This is a genomic window from Leifsonia sp. Ger2509, from assembly GCF_055231915.1.
Genome location: NZ_JBUYVB010000002.1, coordinates 1 through 14,473, shown reverse-complemented (window position 1 = coordinate 14,473; position 14,473 = coordinate 1). Strand labels below are relative to the sequence as shown.

The following is a 14,473-nucleotide window of genomic DNA, read 5'->3' as shown; positions in this document are numbered from 1 at the left end:
CAACGCTTGTCACAGCGCGTGCAGTGGATGGTCGCTGACTGGTACTTCAGGTAGTAGGCGCGTGACCGGCACAGCAGCGCACGGTCACCGCAGCACGGATTCAGGATCAGGAACTCAGCCGGCGCATCCGCCACGTGATACGACTGGCCGCTCGGATGCATCGCGTCCGCGCAGACGAACGGCCCGATCTCTGCGAAGAGCGCGTCGACGTCGACGTCCTCGAGCGTTTCAGCGCTCACGGTCACCTCCCCCGACGGAAGACCGGTGGGTGCGCCTCGACCTCACTCGCAGCGCACCCACCGGTTCGTGATCGTGTTCGCCCCCGAATGGCCCGCAGACGATCGACGCGGTTCCGCCCGACACAAAGGGGTGCCGGAGTCGTTAAATGCAAGGAAGCCCGTTCTCCGGTCGGAGGGAACGAGCTTGCCTAGCAAGATTCTACAACGCAGCTATGACACGGTGACGCAACTAGAACGGTGGGTTTTCATCCGCGTACTTCTTCGCCAAGTGCTGCTTCACACGTTCCGGCTTCCACCGTTTCCGGTCCAGCAGGCGAGCCCTGTAAGACCTGAGCAGTTCTTCCTCCGCGATGAACTTGACCCCGGCGATCGACACCGTGTTCAGCCCATCCTCTGCGATCCACCGTTTCACAGTGCGCACATCCCGGCTCACTCGGGATGCTGCCTGCCGGATCGTCAGGTAGCGTCTCACCTGCCCTTTTCGTAGCCGGTGAAGATGCCGTTCGCGAAGTCGTCGGGTGTGAGCGTGGTCAGATGCCGGAGCATCGCGTCACGGTCGTCGCCGAAGTAAAGCCGTTCGGAGTTGCCCTGTCTTCGGACGAAGTAGCCGCCATCGGCGCGCTGCGCTGCGAGACAGTCAGCGCATGTCACGTTGTCGCGGATGAGCGTCGTCGCGATCCGCCCGTGGCGCCCACATTCCGCGCCTGGTGGGAAGAGCCGAGCGAAGTGCACGGCCGTCGCGGGGTTCGTCGATGCAGGCTCGACCTTGTATCCGTCGCGCCAGCGCTTGATCGGCCCCTCAGACATCGGTCGTCTCCTCACGTAGGGACACAGCACGAGCAGCCTTCCAGCAATTGCAAACGTCGCTGTGCTCAGGACCATCCCAGACCGTCGCGCAATCCACATGCGGCGCATCCGCGATAACCTGTTCGGCTGCTGCAAGATGCTCACGAAGCGCCCGAACCTGCTCCTGCGCCGCCTGCCAGTCCGAGAAGTTCATCGCGTTCACTGCCGCCTGCGACTGAGCATCCGCGAGATCGGCCCGCAGAGCTTTGATCTCGGACCTCCGTGACGCGCGGCCCGCCATGAACGCACCCCTGTACGTCACCGGCCGTGACTTGCCACCGCACACGTACACGTCCCACGCCTTCTTCGCTTTCTTGCCCATCACTTCATCCAACCTTCGACGATCTCCGAAAACGACTCCCACGGCACCACGAACCCGCACCGCTCACACGACACCTCAATATCCCGAGGATCCTGCGGAATCCGAGCCACCACCCCGAACTCCTCACACACCGGACACGGCCGCAGCAGCGCCCGTCGCGGTGGTCGCGGAGCCATTGGATACCGACCCCGCAACCCGCCCACAACTTCAGCCACATCAGCGAAATACGCCGCCCCCGACGGCAACACCAGGAACTGATCGTGATGCCTCAGCAGCCAGCGGCACACGATCCACATCAGCGACTGAGCACCAGCCGGCGTCACCCCTGACCCGAACCCGGCAGCATCACCGCTCTGACGCCAGTAACGCACCTCCACCGGCAACACAGGCAGGAACCGCAACCAATGCTCAGCCCAGTTCACAGCCATCCCGAACAGCGCATCCGCGTCATCCATCGCGTCAGCACGGAACGGCAGAGGCGGTTCAGCCTTCGGGCTCCGCGGCATCCCATCCGACCCACCACCAGCCGGCACCACCAGCGACCGGATGTAACCGATCAGCTCGGGTGCCTTCTGAAGTGCTCTTGCCGCTCGACGCTCGGAGAGCATCAGCAGCGCTTCGTCGTCATCCATCACTCGCTCGGATACGCCTGACGGATCCCGACATCCCCGCCGCCCTCGGGACGAACAGCACCGAACCGCATCATCCCGAACCCGACCGCCAGACGCAGCCGTGCGATCTCAGCCTGGTAATCCAGGATGCGCGACACCAGCGCTGCACGCTCCCGCTTTCGGTTCTCCTGCACCCTCTCGACGTCGCGGTCGCGCTGGTGGAACCCAGCCCAATAGTCCGCCCGCGACGCCACCGAGCCCGGATCAATCCCGTTCGCCGTCGCATACTCGATCCACGGCCCGATCGCCGGATCGTCATTCGCTCTCTCCCACTGCCCATACATTTCGATTCCCTTCCTCAGAACGTCGCCGTAGGAGTCCACGGCCAATCCGACCCACCACGCGAAATCCGTGTCGGCCACTTCCGCTGATCACGATCACCACGCCACCGCACCAACTTGAAATCATTCGACGACTTCCCACCCCGATCCACCGTCAACCCCATCCCGAACTCCGGCCACCCCATCAACGCCGCCGAACCTCGAGGTCGCAGATCCCGTTCCCCCGACGCCAACGTGTGACCCGCGTGCGCCTCAATCAGCATCGCCACACCCCGATCACGGATCGTGTCCAACGCCGCCAACAACGGCGCCGCATCATCATCCGAGTTGATCGCCCGCGGCACGAGACGGTACAGCGGCCCGATCACCACCAGATCCGGTTTGCACTGATCCATGAACCCGTGAATGTCAGCCAGGGCCGAATCCTTCGTCAGATCGATTCGCGGTGAGCAGCGCAACCACATCGCATCCGCAGGATTCACCGACCCGAACATCGCAGCCTTCGACACCATCGCACGCGACTGCCGACGCCACTGCTTCTCCGTGTTCTCCGCATCAATCACCAGCACCGACAGCGGATCCACCCGGAAATGCGAGAACGGGTGCAAGCCAGCCGACGCCATGATCGCGACCTGCCGCACCAGCATCGACTTCCCCGAACCCTCACCGCCTGTCAGCATCAGGCGGTCGCCGCGCTCCAACAGATCTGGGATCACCCAGTCGTAGTCATCGTCACCGAGGAGCACATCCCCGAGCGTCTTCAACTCCGGCACATCAACCGCCGTCGACTCCCGCAACGACCGCAACCGATCGAACGCGTTCGCCATCACCACCCCAGGCTCGAACCGATCCACCTCCGACACGATCGCCGTCGCCGCAGCACGCAACCCACGACGCACCGCACCATCCCGCACCTGCCGTGCATAGAACGCCACATTCGCCGCCGTCGGCACTTCACCGATCCACTCGAACAGATCCGCCGACGTCACACCCCGCACATCCCACGCCGCAAGCTGCGAGCTCACCGTGATCGCATCGATCGGTTCCCGATTCGCGAACATCAACGTCATCCCACGGAAAATGTCACCGAGCCGGAGATCTTCGAAGTCGGCCGGCACACACTCGGATGTCGCGAACCGGAGCACACGACTGTCGAGAAGGATCGACGCGACCACTGCTTGCTCCGGAGTGATCATGACCACGCCTCCTTCGCGCAGTCTTCGCAGAGACGGCGGTCGTCACTGTGTCCATACCGGGCACTGTTGAACCGGATCCCGCAGAAGATGACGAGCAGCGCCAGCGATGTTCCCGTGGCGACGAGTCCGCACCCGTCGCACTGCACCATCGGAGGATCGATCGAGACGATCCCGTGAACGCGACCGGGCATGTCGTCGAGAGGAACCAGGAGACGCTCGAGAGTGATCATGCTGCACCGCCCGTCATGTCAAGCACCGGAGACGCGAACCGTGTGCGGAGCGACATGTCGAGATAGTCACTGTTGACGTCGATGCCGACATAGCGCCGGCCTTCCTGCGTCGCGACCATGCCCGTCGTCCCGGATCCGCTGAAGGGGTCGAGCACGGTGTCGCCGCGCTCACTGCCCGCCAGGATGCACGGCCGGATCAGCTCGGGCGGATAGACCGCGAAGTGAGCCCCAGGGAACGGCGAACCCGTGACCGTCCAGACGTCACGCTTATTCCGACCATCACCCGGTGTCCACGGTTCATCGTTCCCGCGGCCGTACGAGATCCGCTCGTCGCGCACGAACCCGTTGCCCGACGGCTTGCCGCTGTCGTCCTCCCGGATCGCCGCAGCGTCGTAGAAGTACTTCGGTGACTTCGCGAGCAGGAACAGATACTCATGCGCCGACGTCGGCCGATCCGCCACGCTCTCCGGCATCGGGTTCGGCTTCGCCCAGATGATGTCCCTCCGGAGGATCCACCCGTCGGCCTGCAACGCGAACGCGACGCGCCACGGCACCCCGAGCAGGTTCTTCGTCGACGCGACGTCGGTCGTGCGCCGGCGCGGAGGCACCCGCGACGCCTTCCCGAACGCCTGGTGATTCCCGGTGTACGCCGGCCCCGAGTTCGCACGCCCCGCGTAGCTGTCCCCGAGGTTCAGCCATAGCGTCCCGTCATCAGCGAGCACCCGCCGAAGCGCAGCGAACGTCGACACCAGGCTCTCGACATATTCACCCAGCGACGGCTCGTTCCCGATCTGATCCGCGTGCCCGTAGTCGCGCAGCCCAAAATACGGGGGAGATGTCACGATCGTGCGCACCGAACCCGCCTCGAGGATGCTCGCGATCGCCGCGGCCGTCCCGTGATGCAACGTCACCAGGTCATCCTGGTAATACGGCGCGATCATGCGACCTCCTCCCCGAGCAGGAACTCCGCAACAGCGAACCCGAGATCCCGCGCAGCAGGCGGTGTCACAGCGTTCCCCGCCTGCTTCACCTGCTCACGCTTCGTCCCGAGCAGGATGTAGTCGACAGCGAACGCCATCCCCCGTTTGATCTCATCCGGGGTCAGCATCCGGAACAGCACGTCATCGACGTCGAGGCTCACGCCCTCCGCGAGCCCGTACCGGTCGTTCGTCGGCAAAGTCCCATGAGGGTCGCTCGTCGGCTTCGCAGTCTCCGATGCGGAGTAGTACGGCACCAGCAGCGACTGATGCCCCGCCGTCGTCAACGTCCGAAGCGTCTCCGTCACCGGCGTCGTCATCTCAGCGCCGCCTTCGTTGTTCCGCATGACGAGCGCGTGATGGTTCCCCTCAGCGCTCACCGTGTCGATCGGGCTCGTGACAGGCTTCGCGACCCCGTGATTCCGCAACGGCACAACCAGCGCCGTCTCGTTCCGGGTCGACTGTGTGCGATGCGGCCCGTCGACTGTCGCCGCGACCTTCCCGTCACGACCCTCGACCGGGATCAGCAGCGGTGCATACGCCAGGCCCTTTGTCTGCGCCGTCGTCTGCGTCAGCAGAGGATCATCACCCGACTGCACCGTCCCATCCCCGTGAATCCCATCCGTGATCAGAGGCGGCACCGCGAGCGCTTCAGCCGCGGTCGTGTGCTGAGTCGGCATCACCGCATCAACCGGTCGAGCTCGCAGGTAGCTCGAGCCCGTGGTGATCCCGTCGTACGTGTTCCCGGCCGCGGTGACCACCAGCGGACGCCAGTACCGTTCGATACCCCGCTCGATCCGCATCCGCGTCTTCGCCGCGAGAGGCTTCCGCTTGTCGCCGATCCGCTCACCCGGCAGCGACCAGTCGATCGCACTCGACGCCGGCAACCAGGCAGGTTCGACAACCCCGGCGCACTTCGGGCACCGATACACGTACTGCGCCCGGTATCGACCCCAGCGTTCGGTCTTCTTGAACGCCTGCACCGCACGGATCTCACCATGCTCGGAGCAGACCGCGAGCGGACGAGTCCACTTCCCGATGTCCGGCCGACGCGCCCCGTCCTTCAGCCAAAACACAATGTACATCCGGTCACGCGACTGCGGAGCCGGCAACCCTGCACCCTGCGCGTGCATCGAGTTCAGCCACACGATCTCGTGCTCGTACCCCAGGAGTTCCATCGCCTGCAACCACGCCGGGAACATAATCCACCGGTAGGCATCGACGACGTTCTCCAAGATGATCGCCCGATACTGGTGGAACTCTGCGAACCGCGGAATGTCCCACATCGTCGCCCGCGACCGATTCGCCGCCTCATCCGGCAACGGCCGAGTCCCCTCGAGATCGAACAGCGCCTGGTTCTCAGCCCGCAGCCGCTTCACACCCTTCGCGACCGTGTGATTCGTGCACTCTGGACTCCCCCACAGCAGATCCGTTCGCGGGAAGTACGCCGGATTCACCTGCGAGATGTCCGCATTCGAGTGATCCGTCTCTGGATGATTCAGCTGATGCGACTCGATCGCGCGAGCCCAATGGTTCGCCGCGATGACCACCTTGAACCCAGCCTCGACGAGCCCCGACGACGATCCGCCAGCACCGCAGAAGAGATCCGTGACCGTCAGCCCATTCGATGCAGTCATCGGAGCATCCACTCCTGACCCGGCTCCACCAACGTCAACGCCGGCTTCCACCCACGAGCCACCCGATCCGCATGCGCACGACGCATCCACCGACGCCACGTCGCATCCCAATCGAGCTTCACCGCGATCTGACCCGAACGCCCCAACCAGTAGTCGACGAAGTTCGCCGTCTCGATCGTCACATCAACGCTTGGAGCCTCATCCTCAGCCCAATTCAGAAGAGCCTTCGACGGTGCCCAATCAGGCCGAATCCTCGAAGCCTTCTTCACCTGCTTTTCGGGCTCTAAAACGTTAATACGTTTAAGAGATGTAGAGGTGTCGCCGTTGTCACCGAATAACGACACTGGTGTCACCGAATCTGAGACGTTCGGTGACAAAGTGTCACCGCTTCTCTGAGCCCACGGAACCAGCACCCGGAACTCATTCGGACGCCCCTTCGACCCCGGAACATGCTCCACGAACCCACCCGACCGAAGCCTCTCCATGATCCGGATAATCGTCCGCCGATCAACCCGAACCTTCCTCGCCAAAGCCGCATACGTCAGGTCAGATTCCTCCGACGTGAACCGGCACCGGCCACCGTCATCCGCGATGTCCGCGAGCGCCAGCAGCATGATCAGCGTGTTCCCCGACACCTCCTCCGACGTCTCGTGCCAGACCCACGACGAAACCAGGACACTCATGCCGCCCTCCGCTTCCCGAAACGCTGCTCCGCAGCCTGCTTCGAAATACCCATCGCCGCACCAACCTCCGACCACGACCGACCCATCCCACGCCACCCATCCACGGCATCCCGAACCGCCTCATCCACCGCATCCCGCAACCGCAAAAGCTCAGCCATCTCGTGCTCATCCGCATCCGCCACACGACGCCCAGCAGCACGCACCATCCGCTGCACCCCACGCAGATACGGGATCGTCTCAACACTCATTTCGCCGTCAACCCTTCGTTGACACTCGCGGACCATTCGAGATACTGATCGCCGTACACGTCGAGCATCATGTCCAAAGCCACCAGCGGCTCGATCCGCACCCGCACACCCTCAACCGTCAGCCGGCACCACTGCCGCTCCCACTGATAGAAGACCGGCACATCCGACGCAGAACGCCGATCGAACACCCACGCACGCGCCTTCCACCCGAAAACCAGTGCTGGCACGAGCAGAATGCCCTCATACGCACCGTTATGAACGTGACACGTAGTAACACCCTCAGGCATGGTCGGACGGCTTAGACGGCCACCAGCGCCCTCCACGCGACGATGCTGATACTCGATCCCATGAATCGTGCCGCACGTCACGCAACGGTGAGCATCACGCTCATACGTCACCGCCCGCACAACCGGAGTCGGCTTGCTCATAATCCGTCCTCGCATCCGCACGGCCGCACCAGCCAGCACTCCGGGCACACGTCCAGCGGAGCGTCGTCATCGATCACCGCATCGCCGTCACACTCAACATGCACGAGCGTGTCATCCTCGAACCGCACCCAATCACCAGGTGCGATGTGCTCGCCGCACTCACCGCAGCGGCCGTGATACTTCGCCTCGAAGCTCATGACGCCAACCCCAATACCTCAGCCACCCGTGCCGCATCGTCGCCCCTCAGACGCAACAGCACCGTGTACAGCACCGACTGCTCCGGAACCGTCAGATCCGGCACCACAATCGGCTTCGGCTCCTCGACCACCACATTCGCCCCACGACGGAAATCCGCATAGCACCTCTCACACATCCCCCGAGCCCGCAACACCACCGTCCCCGGCGCATCCAACACCTTCACGTTCGCCCTCCGCAGTCCACGACCACACCCCACGCACATCACGATGCATCCCTCGCCACGTTGTTATAGGCACGCTTCGACTCCCCGCGAAGCCTCCTGCGCTCCATCGGAGACATCCCACCCCAAATGCCGAACTGCTCACCGTTCTCGAGCGCATACGCCAGGCACTGATCCGCGACGTCGCACTCAGCGCACACCCTCTTCGCATCCTTATTCGTGCCGCCCTTCTCCGGGAAGAACGCCTCCGGATCGGTCTGCAAACACAACGCCTTATCGCGCCACGAGTCCAACGTCTCCGACCGCTCATCAACCGGAGACACCCGAAACTGTCGAGGCAGATCCCTCGCCTCATCACTGAACTGCATCACCGCACTCACCTCTGCTCTGGCACGTACCCACGCGCCTGAAAAGACGAAGCAGCGCGATCGTCAGCGCGATCCGTCCGATGGTTCTCCAACGCCGCATGCAACGTCTCCAAGAACTTCCGCATCGCCCGCTCCCGCTGCTCCGCGAGAAGCCACGACAACTTCAACTCGTAGCCACGATCCGAAGCCCGAGCGAACTGCTCAGCCTCAACCCGCGACATCTTCTCCGACGACGCACGCAGCTTCACCGTCTCCCTGTCGATGAACGCCTCGAAATCCGTTCGAGACTGCGCCAACACCCGGCCGGCATCCTTCAGATGCCAGTTGAAAACGAACTGCATCGCAATGAACTGCGCCCCCTTCGACCCACCCCGAGTGCGCCGCACCGCAGCCACCAGGTCACGGTGCAGCGCATCATTCGGATCCGGGCTCTCCAAGCCGATCTCACGCAGCATGTCGAGCACATCCGGCTCCAACGGGGTAGACATCGATCAGCCCTCCGAGCCCTCATCGAACATCGGCTCATCGACCATCGGCGTCCCCGACCCAGGCTTCACCGTGTCCCACTCGAGCACCGGCTCCTCTGCGGCAGTCTCGGCCGCAGGCGGCTCGATCACACCATCGCCGCCGAGCGTCCCGAGTTCCTTCACCTCCGGCAGAGCAGGCTCATCCGGCTTCGCCGGCAACGGCTTCCGCCGCGCAGTCGTCCGCTTCGGCGCCACACGCGGAGCATCCGCCGCGGCCGTCGACTCCGGAACACCGAGATCCTGAATCTCCTCCACCGAATACGGGATACCCAGAATCACATCTGCCGCGACCAGACGCACGCACTCCGACGTCGCACGCGCCAGCAGCATCGCGATCGGCTGCTTCTTCCAGTTGTCCTTATTGACTAGGTTCAGACCGCGAGCGCGATCGAGATCCCACGTCGACCGCTCCACCTTGTCTGACCCGCGACGCTGACCGGCGACAACCGCACGCGTCGCCGTCGACTCCTCCGTCCAGATCTCATGACCTGCCGCCTGCACGAGAGCACGCAACGCGACCGCCCGCATCGCCGGGGTGCCGTTGATCACATCGATCGACCGCAGCGACGCCATCGGCTTCAGCCCGATCTCCTGTCCCGTGAGGATCGCCGCTGTCGCCTCGAGCGCCCGCCCTGCATAGCTCTCCGGGACGAAGCTCGTCTTCACGAGATTGCCCGCCACGGCCGCGACCAGTTCCGCGTCGCGACCCCACTGCTGCAAATCGAACGACGCAGCAGCGGTGACCGGAGTCGGCTTCGAATAGAGTTCGAGATCCTTCTTCTTGCCCATCACGCCACCCCCAACACGAGCGGCTCGCCCTTCAGCGGAGCCTCCTTCAGCGCACGGGCACGCCGAGCCACCGTCGCGATGTACTGGAAGAACTTGTAGGTCTGCTCACCCGTGTCCAGCGGATACACGTCGTACCCATCCGACCGGATCCACACACCCCAGCAGTCAGTGATCCCGAGCTCGCTCATCGGATGATCCAGACCATCCGACCCCTGATAGAACTCAGCCCACTTATAGGCCGACTCCTGCAACGCCGCTTCGTCGTAGATCCCCGACCGTGACGTCTTCCAGTCCGCCAGGATCACCTTCCCTGCATGCTCCGGCCGACCCGACCGCACCACCATGTCGAGCGTCCCGCCATACATCGCCTTCGAGTGAAAGACCGTCGTCTCCGTCAGGATCGGTTCGATCTGATAGTCGTCGAGGAACCGCACCGCAGACTCCACGTGACCGCGAACCTCATCCGGAACCTCGACCTCCTCACCATGCGAGAGACGTTCCGCCAGGTCGTGAATCAGCGTGCCCTTCGCAGCTGCGGTGTCCCGATCCTCGAACCGCGCCTTCTTCAGCCAGTCGAGCCGCTTCGAGTACGGCATCGCCGACAGCGAATCCCAGTTGTCGACCGCCTTCTCCGCGGTGATGTTCCCCGCCCAGTTCATGAGCGCCGGCTTCGGCAGACCATCACTGAGCAACGACGTCACACCGTCGAGCTTCACCTCCGAGCCATCCGGCATCGTCAGGTAGTAGGCGTGATTCTTGCCGTAGTTCCGGCGCCTCACGCGGCTTGTCTCGGTCATTTGTGCTCTCCTGTCTCGGGATCGATCACGTTGCGGAACGTCGGCGCACCGTACACGGGCGCCTTCACCTGACGACGCTCCGTCAGAACCTTCCCTCGCCGATTCACACCGACCGGGACGTCCGCGAACTCAGCAGGCTCGACGATCGGCCGCGACGCCAGCAGAGCCGGCCGCAGAATCGCCCACCACTCCCGAGCCGACGGCTTCACCACCCGCTGATGCGCCGTCACATACCGCAGACGCGCCCTCTTCCGCCCGATGCCCATCAGAACACCGGCCCGAACTGCTTCGACTGCGACGTGTACCGGGCGATCAGTTCAGCCCCGGAATGCTCCGACCGCGTGCGATCCGACCACTCCACGACGAACCGCTCGCTGACCAACTCCTGCCCGACAACGACGCCGAGCATCACGACGGGCTGCGTCTCCCGCAGAACCCGCTTCACCCGACCATGCCTGCGCCCCGACAGATCCGCGACGTGAGTGTGCTCCACCAGCTTCAGCGCCATCACTCCGCCGCCTCATCATCGGGAATGTCGAGCTCGACATCCTCAGCAGCCACCGACCCACCACGTGCACGACATGCACGCTCGAGGATCTCCGTGACCGACAGCGCATCCGCCTCGTCGACGATCGGTTCGATGTGAACGAACTTCATCGTCGCCGACCGCTCCTGCTTGTCGTCGACGAACTTGAACCCATGCCGGCGAATCTTCACGATCGCGACCACCTCATCCGGTGTCCGATCGTGCAGCCACTCCTCATCCAGAGCGACCATCCCGTTCTGAGCCTCCTGCGGCACCTGACCGCTGATCCCGAGCGTCATGACCGCACCAGCATCTTCTGCACCGCGCACGCCGTCACCGCAGGATCCGGAGCCGGCGACGTCGTGCCCGTCCGTTCCTTGAAGAACTCGATGAACTGGCGAGCGCTCTCCGCGAACTGGTACGGATTCATCGCCAGGAACGACGCCGCGACCGCGGATGCGATCCATGCCATAGCCGTCTCGTGATCGGGCTCGACGTCTGAGCGGAAGAGCATCTCTGCCACGCTCGCGCCGACGTGCAGATCGACAGCCTGCATCGTCGAGTTGGTTTCAATCCACTCGGTCGCGAGCCGACGATACATGTCCTTTGCCTGCCACTCGTGCTGGCGCAGCGCCGTCCCGACCGTCGCATGCCCGAGATCGAGCGCGATCAGCGAATCAGCCGCCGACAGATACGTGTTGCTCCCCGCCAGAAGATCGTTCGAGCGCTGCACGATCATCGCCAGCACCCGATCCGAGCACTCCGGGTAATCCGTGATCAGCGTGTCCCCGTTCTCCCACGAGATCACGTTCATCGCACAGCCCCGCCCAGTGCCCGCAACATGCGAACCCCGAGACAGAACCAGCGGCTCCGTTATGTCATTCATTGCCATCTCCTTCTCTCATTTGCCCGACACGCACCCGCACGCCAGGAAGCCCATACCGTTTCCGAATCCGCAGATCAGTCGCCTGCGAATCGTCCTTCCACGCCCCCGAATCGGTGATCCCGTCGAGAATCGCGCGAGTCAACTTGTCCGCATCCGGCTTCACCGACGGAAGCTCCCGCTTCACCGTCTTCGGCCGCTCGAAGCTGAACAGCAGATCCACCGCGATCGCCCCCTCGAGTTGCGGCCCCGCATACGCCGCCTTCGCCTCAGCAGCCACCAGGCGACGCCACGGCTTCAACCTGCTCGAGTTCGCATCCGCCAGCACCGGCTTGTTCTTGACCATGAACACCGTCTTCGACCCCTGCGGGATCGGCGTGCCAGCCACCCAAAACGAGAACACCTCGACCGCAGCCATCACGACACCCGCAACCGGACAACGATGAACAGGTCATCCAGACCCTCACGGCGCACGTCGCATGCGCTACAGTGCGCGACCCAGTCACCGAGCTCGATCTTCGCTCTCGCGATCTGGTAATGCAGATCGCAGTAGAAGAAGGGTCGCCCGCAACTCCGGCACGTCAGAACCCAGTCGGCGCGCAGCCCACAGTTCCCGCGCCGGAGAGCACCGCACGGCTCTTCCGGCTCCTGCTCCACCAACTCGATCAGCTCGAGTTCGGCCTCAGCTTCAACGGTCGGCATCGCGCACCGCCTTGATCGGGATCACGTCGAATATCTCGTCGAACGACGTGGCAGTTACGCCGCACTCGAGCCGGATATACCCCTGCCGGCGCACCACCCTTGCGACAGCACGCCGTGCCCCCTGAAGATGCCGCTCACACACCGGAGTGACACTCCGGCACGCCTTGCACACCGCGTACCAGACCGCGATCTCACCCTTCGCGCTGTCCGCCTCACACGGCACCACCGGGTCGAAGTCCAACGACTCCACCACGACCGGCTCAACCTCGACGCTCACGGCCCGTCTCCCAAAACCACGCAGCCACTGCAGCCAGCACGAACACGACCGCCGCAACCGCAACCCCATCCCACCGACCACGCGCCGCGACCACACCCGCCGACACGACCCCGAGGAACATGAACGCCGCCGACCACCGCATCAGCACGGCACCTCCAACAGCAGCTCGTCCGACTCAGCAGCGATCGCATCCATGCGACGCATCACCTCATCGAAGAGAACGAACTCCTCCGCGAAGAACCAGCCGCCCCCGCGACCCAGCACGAGCGTTGCCATCAGAGATCCGCCTCGAGTTGCGTCTCAATGCGCGCAACCTCCGCGCGACGCCACTCCTCAGTGCCCATGTGATCGACGTGATCGAACCCGTGGTCGATCTCCTGGTCACTCATTGGGAACCTCGCTGTACGAGATCACGACAGCCGAGACGAAGGTGACCATCATCACGTCGCCCGTCTTGAAGGCAAGCCAATCGGCCGCGACGTGCACGTCCTCAGCCACGACGGGAACATCGATGATGTGGCCATCGCGCGAGTACCGGACCCGCACGACCCACTTCCGCAGATCCGGCTGCTTCGGCTTCTCGCGAAGCTCGGCCAGATGCGCACCGTAGCGGATCAGCCATCCGACCCCGTGATAGTAGTTCAGCGTCCGGCCCGCCTTGCCGACGAACAGCGCCCCGTTGTACATGATCAGCGGACCTCGCGTCGACTCGCGGCCGTCGCGATCGTTAATAGCCTCGACGACATCACCAGGCACCAGCCTGTGATCGCCGGCCATGAAATCAGCCATGATGATCTCCCTTTAGATCAAAAAGAGCCGCACCCTTCGGAGAGGTACGGCTGCGTTATGCGGAGTGCGCCCCCGCGAGGATGTGTGCGATCTCGGATCGCGCGATGCGGACTTCGCCCGCCTTGCCGAGCTTCATGCCCGTGGCGCCGAGGAATCCGAGAGGCCCCAGCTTCACTGCCTGGATCTCGCCGGAAGCGATCAGCCGCTCTACGGTGCGAATCGATGTGTCGAGCAGGTTTGCAACCTGTTGCTTACTCATCCACTCGTCGGGTTCTTTACGCTCTGTCACAAAAACAACGGTACGTCTAGCGACAAACCTTGTCAATACACGACAAGAATTAACTATCTGTCGCGGATTGTCGCGGTATGTCGTACACTCTTCGCATGGCAACGAACAAAGCACAGCGTGAAGAAGACGCTCAGCCCGTCGATGAAATCATCGGCGCGAACGTCCACACACTGATGTGGCGCCGGAAAGAAACCCAAACCACCGTCGCCCAAGACTGGGGCATCACCGCAGGTGCCCTCAGCCTGAAGATCAGGGGAAAGCGTCCCTGGTCAGCCGAAGATATTCACCGTGCCGCAGTCCGATACGGGATCGACCCCGGCATCCTCTTCTCGCGGAACATGCGAATGCCA

30 protein-coding genes are annotated in these 14,473 nt (G+C 63.6%); 1 reads left to right on the top strand and 29 read right to left on the bottom strand.

What is annotated here, in order from left to right; genetic code table 11:
• The 29 genes from ACV7NN_RS00280 to ACV7NN_RS00140 all read right to left on the bottom strand — a co-directional run.
• Positions 1-239: hypothetical protein (locus tag ACV7NN_RS00280; protein WP_463347607.1), on the bottom strand; the 239-nt coding region annotated here is incomplete at its 3' end.
• A gap of 229 nt (positions 240-468) precedes the next feature.
• On the bottom strand, positions 469-711 hold the full coding sequence (locus tag ACV7NN_RS00275; RefSeq protein ID WP_463347606.1) for a hypothetical protein: 243 nt from the start codon (positions 709-711) through the stop codon (positions 469-471).
• Complete coding sequence (locus ACV7NN_RS00270; protein ID WP_463347605.1) at positions 708-1,046, bottom strand: hypothetical protein; 339 nt, start codon at positions 1,044-1,046, stop codon at positions 708-710. Before ACV7NN_RS00270 ends, ACV7NN_RS00275 begins: the two co-directional genes overlap by 4 nt.
• Entirely contained in the window at positions 1,039-1,407 is a 369-nt protein-coding gene (locus ACV7NN_RS00265) for a hypothetical protein (protein WP_463347604.1), read from the bottom strand. Before ACV7NN_RS00265 ends, ACV7NN_RS00270 begins: the two co-directional genes overlap by 8 nt.
• Positions 1,407-2,039 carry a hypothetical protein gene (locus ACV7NN_RS00260; RefSeq protein ID WP_463347603.1) on the bottom strand — a complete coding sequence of 211 codons (633 nt, stop codon included), beginning with the start codon at positions 2,037-2,039 and terminating at the stop codon, positions 1,407-1,409. Before ACV7NN_RS00260 ends, ACV7NN_RS00265 begins: the two co-directional genes overlap by 1 nt.
• Positions 2,039-2,362 carry a hypothetical protein gene (locus ACV7NN_RS00255; RefSeq protein WP_463347602.1) on the bottom strand — a complete coding sequence of 108 codons (324 nt, stop codon included), beginning with the start codon at positions 2,360-2,362 and terminating at the stop codon, positions 2,039-2,041. The genes ACV7NN_RS00260 and ACV7NN_RS00255 overlap by 1 nt, the downstream gene beginning before the upstream one ends.
• A 14-nt stretch (positions 2,363-2,376) precedes the next feature.
• Positions 2,377-3,555, bottom strand: a complete 1,179-nt coding sequence (locus ACV7NN_RS00250; protein ID WP_463347601.1) for an AAA family ATPase — start codon at positions 3,553-3,555, stop codon at positions 2,377-2,379.
• Positions 3,552-3,785 (bottom strand): hypothetical protein, encoded by a 234-nt coding sequence (locus ACV7NN_RS00245; protein ID WP_463347600.1) that lies wholly within the window; start codon positions 3,783-3,785, stop codon positions 3,552-3,554. Before ACV7NN_RS00245 ends, ACV7NN_RS00250 begins: the two co-directional genes overlap by 4 nt.
• Positions 3,782-4,726, bottom strand: coding sequence for a DNA-methyltransferase (locus ACV7NN_RS00240; RefSeq protein ID WP_463347599.1), 945 nt, complete (start codon positions 4,724-4,726; stop codon positions 3,782-3,784). The genes ACV7NN_RS00245 and ACV7NN_RS00240 overlap by 4 nt, the downstream gene beginning before the upstream one ends.
• A complete protein-coding gene (locus tag ACV7NN_RS00235; protein WP_463347598.1) occupies positions 4,723-6,399 on the bottom strand; it encodes a DNA cytosine methyltransferase in 1,677 nt (558 codons plus the stop codon). The genes ACV7NN_RS00240 and ACV7NN_RS00235 overlap by 4 nt, the downstream gene beginning before the upstream one ends.
• Positions 6,396-7,082, bottom strand: a complete 687-nt coding sequence (locus ACV7NN_RS00230; RefSeq protein ID WP_463347597.1) for a hypothetical protein — start codon at positions 7,080-7,082, stop codon at positions 6,396-6,398. The genes ACV7NN_RS00235 and ACV7NN_RS00230 overlap by 4 nt, the downstream gene beginning before the upstream one ends.
• Complete coding sequence (locus ACV7NN_RS00225) at positions 7,079-7,330, bottom strand: hypothetical protein (RefSeq protein WP_463347596.1); 252 nt, start codon at positions 7,328-7,330, stop codon at positions 7,079-7,081. Before ACV7NN_RS00225 ends, ACV7NN_RS00230 begins: the two co-directional genes overlap by 4 nt.
• Positions 7,327-7,758, bottom strand: coding sequence for a hypothetical protein (locus ACV7NN_RS00220; RefSeq protein ID WP_463347595.1), 432 nt, complete (start codon positions 7,756-7,758; stop codon positions 7,327-7,329). Before ACV7NN_RS00220 ends, ACV7NN_RS00225 begins: the two co-directional genes overlap by 4 nt.
• On the bottom strand, positions 7,755-7,955 hold the full coding sequence (locus ACV7NN_RS00215) for a hypothetical protein (RefSeq protein ID WP_463347594.1): 201 nt from the start codon (positions 7,953-7,955) through the stop codon (positions 7,755-7,757). Before ACV7NN_RS00215 ends, ACV7NN_RS00220 begins: the two co-directional genes overlap by 4 nt.
• A complete protein-coding gene (locus ACV7NN_RS00210; RefSeq protein WP_463347593.1) occupies positions 7,952-8,179 on the bottom strand; it encodes a hypothetical protein in 228 nt (75 codons plus the stop codon). Before ACV7NN_RS00210 ends, ACV7NN_RS00215 begins: the two co-directional genes overlap by 4 nt.
• Before the next feature lie 38 nt (positions 8,180-8,217).
• Positions 8,218-8,544 carry a WhiB family transcriptional regulator gene (locus tag ACV7NN_RS00205; RefSeq protein ID WP_463347608.1) on the bottom strand — a complete coding sequence of 109 codons (327 nt, stop codon included), beginning with the start codon at positions 8,542-8,544 and terminating at the stop codon, positions 8,218-8,220.
• A gap of 8 nt (positions 8,545-8,552) precedes the next feature.
• Complete coding sequence (locus ACV7NN_RS00200) at positions 8,553-9,008, bottom strand: hypothetical protein (RefSeq protein ID WP_463347592.1); 456 nt, start codon at positions 9,006-9,008, stop codon at positions 8,553-8,555.
• A gap of 27 nt (positions 9,009-9,035) precedes the next feature.
• The gene (locus tag ACV7NN_RS00195) at positions 9,036-9,860 is read right to left on the bottom strand and encodes a hypothetical protein (RefSeq protein WP_463347591.1); all 825 of its coding nucleotides are present in this window, start codon (positions 9,858-9,860) and stop codon (positions 9,036-9,038) included.
• Positions 9,860-10,657 carry a hypothetical protein gene (locus tag ACV7NN_RS00190; protein WP_463347590.1) on the bottom strand — a complete coding sequence of 266 codons (798 nt, stop codon included), beginning with the start codon at positions 10,655-10,657 and terminating at the stop codon, positions 9,860-9,862. The genes ACV7NN_RS00195 and ACV7NN_RS00190 overlap by 1 nt, the downstream gene beginning before the upstream one ends.
• Positions 10,654-10,887 carry a hypothetical protein gene (locus tag ACV7NN_RS00185; RefSeq protein ID WP_463347589.1) on the bottom strand — a complete coding sequence of 78 codons (234 nt, stop codon included), beginning with the start codon at positions 10,885-10,887 and terminating at the stop codon, positions 10,654-10,656. Before ACV7NN_RS00185 ends, ACV7NN_RS00190 begins: the two co-directional genes overlap by 4 nt.
• A 35-nt stretch (positions 10,888-10,922) precedes the next feature.
• The gene (locus ACV7NN_RS00180; RefSeq protein ID WP_463347588.1) at positions 10,923-11,165 is read right to left on the bottom strand and encodes a hypothetical protein; all 243 of its coding nucleotides are present in this window, start codon (positions 11,163-11,165) and stop codon (positions 10,923-10,925) included.
• Positions 11,165-11,482, bottom strand: coding sequence for a hypothetical protein (locus ACV7NN_RS00175; protein WP_463347587.1), 318 nt, complete (start codon positions 11,480-11,482; stop codon positions 11,165-11,167). Before ACV7NN_RS00175 ends, ACV7NN_RS00180 begins: the two co-directional genes overlap by 1 nt.
• A complete protein-coding gene (locus tag ACV7NN_RS00170) occupies positions 11,479-12,069 on the bottom strand; it encodes a hypothetical protein (RefSeq protein ID WP_463347586.1) in 591 nt (196 codons plus the stop codon). The genes ACV7NN_RS00175 and ACV7NN_RS00170 overlap by 4 nt, the downstream gene beginning before the upstream one ends.
• Positions 12,062-12,484 (bottom strand): RusA family crossover junction endodeoxyribonuclease, encoded by a 423-nt coding sequence (locus ACV7NN_RS00165; RefSeq protein ID WP_463347585.1) that lies wholly within the window; start codon positions 12,482-12,484, stop codon positions 12,062-12,064. Before ACV7NN_RS00165 ends, ACV7NN_RS00170 begins: the two co-directional genes overlap by 8 nt.
• Positions 12,484-12,768: a hypothetical protein gene (locus tag ACV7NN_RS00160; protein WP_463347584.1), complete on the bottom strand. Its 285-nt coding sequence runs from the start codon at positions 12,766-12,768 to the stop codon at positions 12,484-12,486. The genes ACV7NN_RS00165 and ACV7NN_RS00160 overlap by 1 nt, the downstream gene beginning before the upstream one ends.
• Complete coding sequence (locus ACV7NN_RS00155) at positions 12,755-13,045, bottom strand: hypothetical protein (RefSeq protein ID WP_463347583.1); 291 nt, start codon at positions 13,043-13,045, stop codon at positions 12,755-12,757. Before ACV7NN_RS00155 ends, ACV7NN_RS00160 begins: the two co-directional genes overlap by 14 nt.
• Before the next feature lie 141 nt (positions 13,046-13,186).
• The gene (locus ACV7NN_RS00150; RefSeq protein WP_463347582.1) at positions 13,187-13,321 is read right to left on the bottom strand and encodes a hypothetical protein; all 135 of its coding nucleotides are present in this window, start codon (positions 13,319-13,321) and stop codon (positions 13,187-13,189) included.
• Positions 13,322-13,426: 105 nt separating this feature from the next.
• The gene (locus ACV7NN_RS00145; RefSeq protein ID WP_463347581.1) at positions 13,427-13,834 is read right to left on the bottom strand and encodes a hypothetical protein; all 408 of its coding nucleotides are present in this window, start codon (positions 13,832-13,834) and stop codon (positions 13,427-13,429) included.
• A gap of 55 nt (positions 13,835-13,889) precedes the next feature.
• Positions 13,890-14,093: a helix-turn-helix domain-containing protein gene (locus ACV7NN_RS00140; RefSeq protein WP_463347580.1), complete on the bottom strand. Its 204-nt coding sequence runs from the start codon at positions 14,091-14,093 to the stop codon at positions 13,890-13,892.
• 125 nt (positions 14,094-14,218) lie between these two features.
• On the opposite strand from ACV7NN_RS00140, the gene ACV7NN_RS00135 reads away from it, so the two are divergent.
• On the top strand, positions 14,219-14,473 hold a 255-nt coding region (locus tag ACV7NN_RS00135; protein ID WP_463347579.1), incomplete at its 3' end, for a hypothetical protein.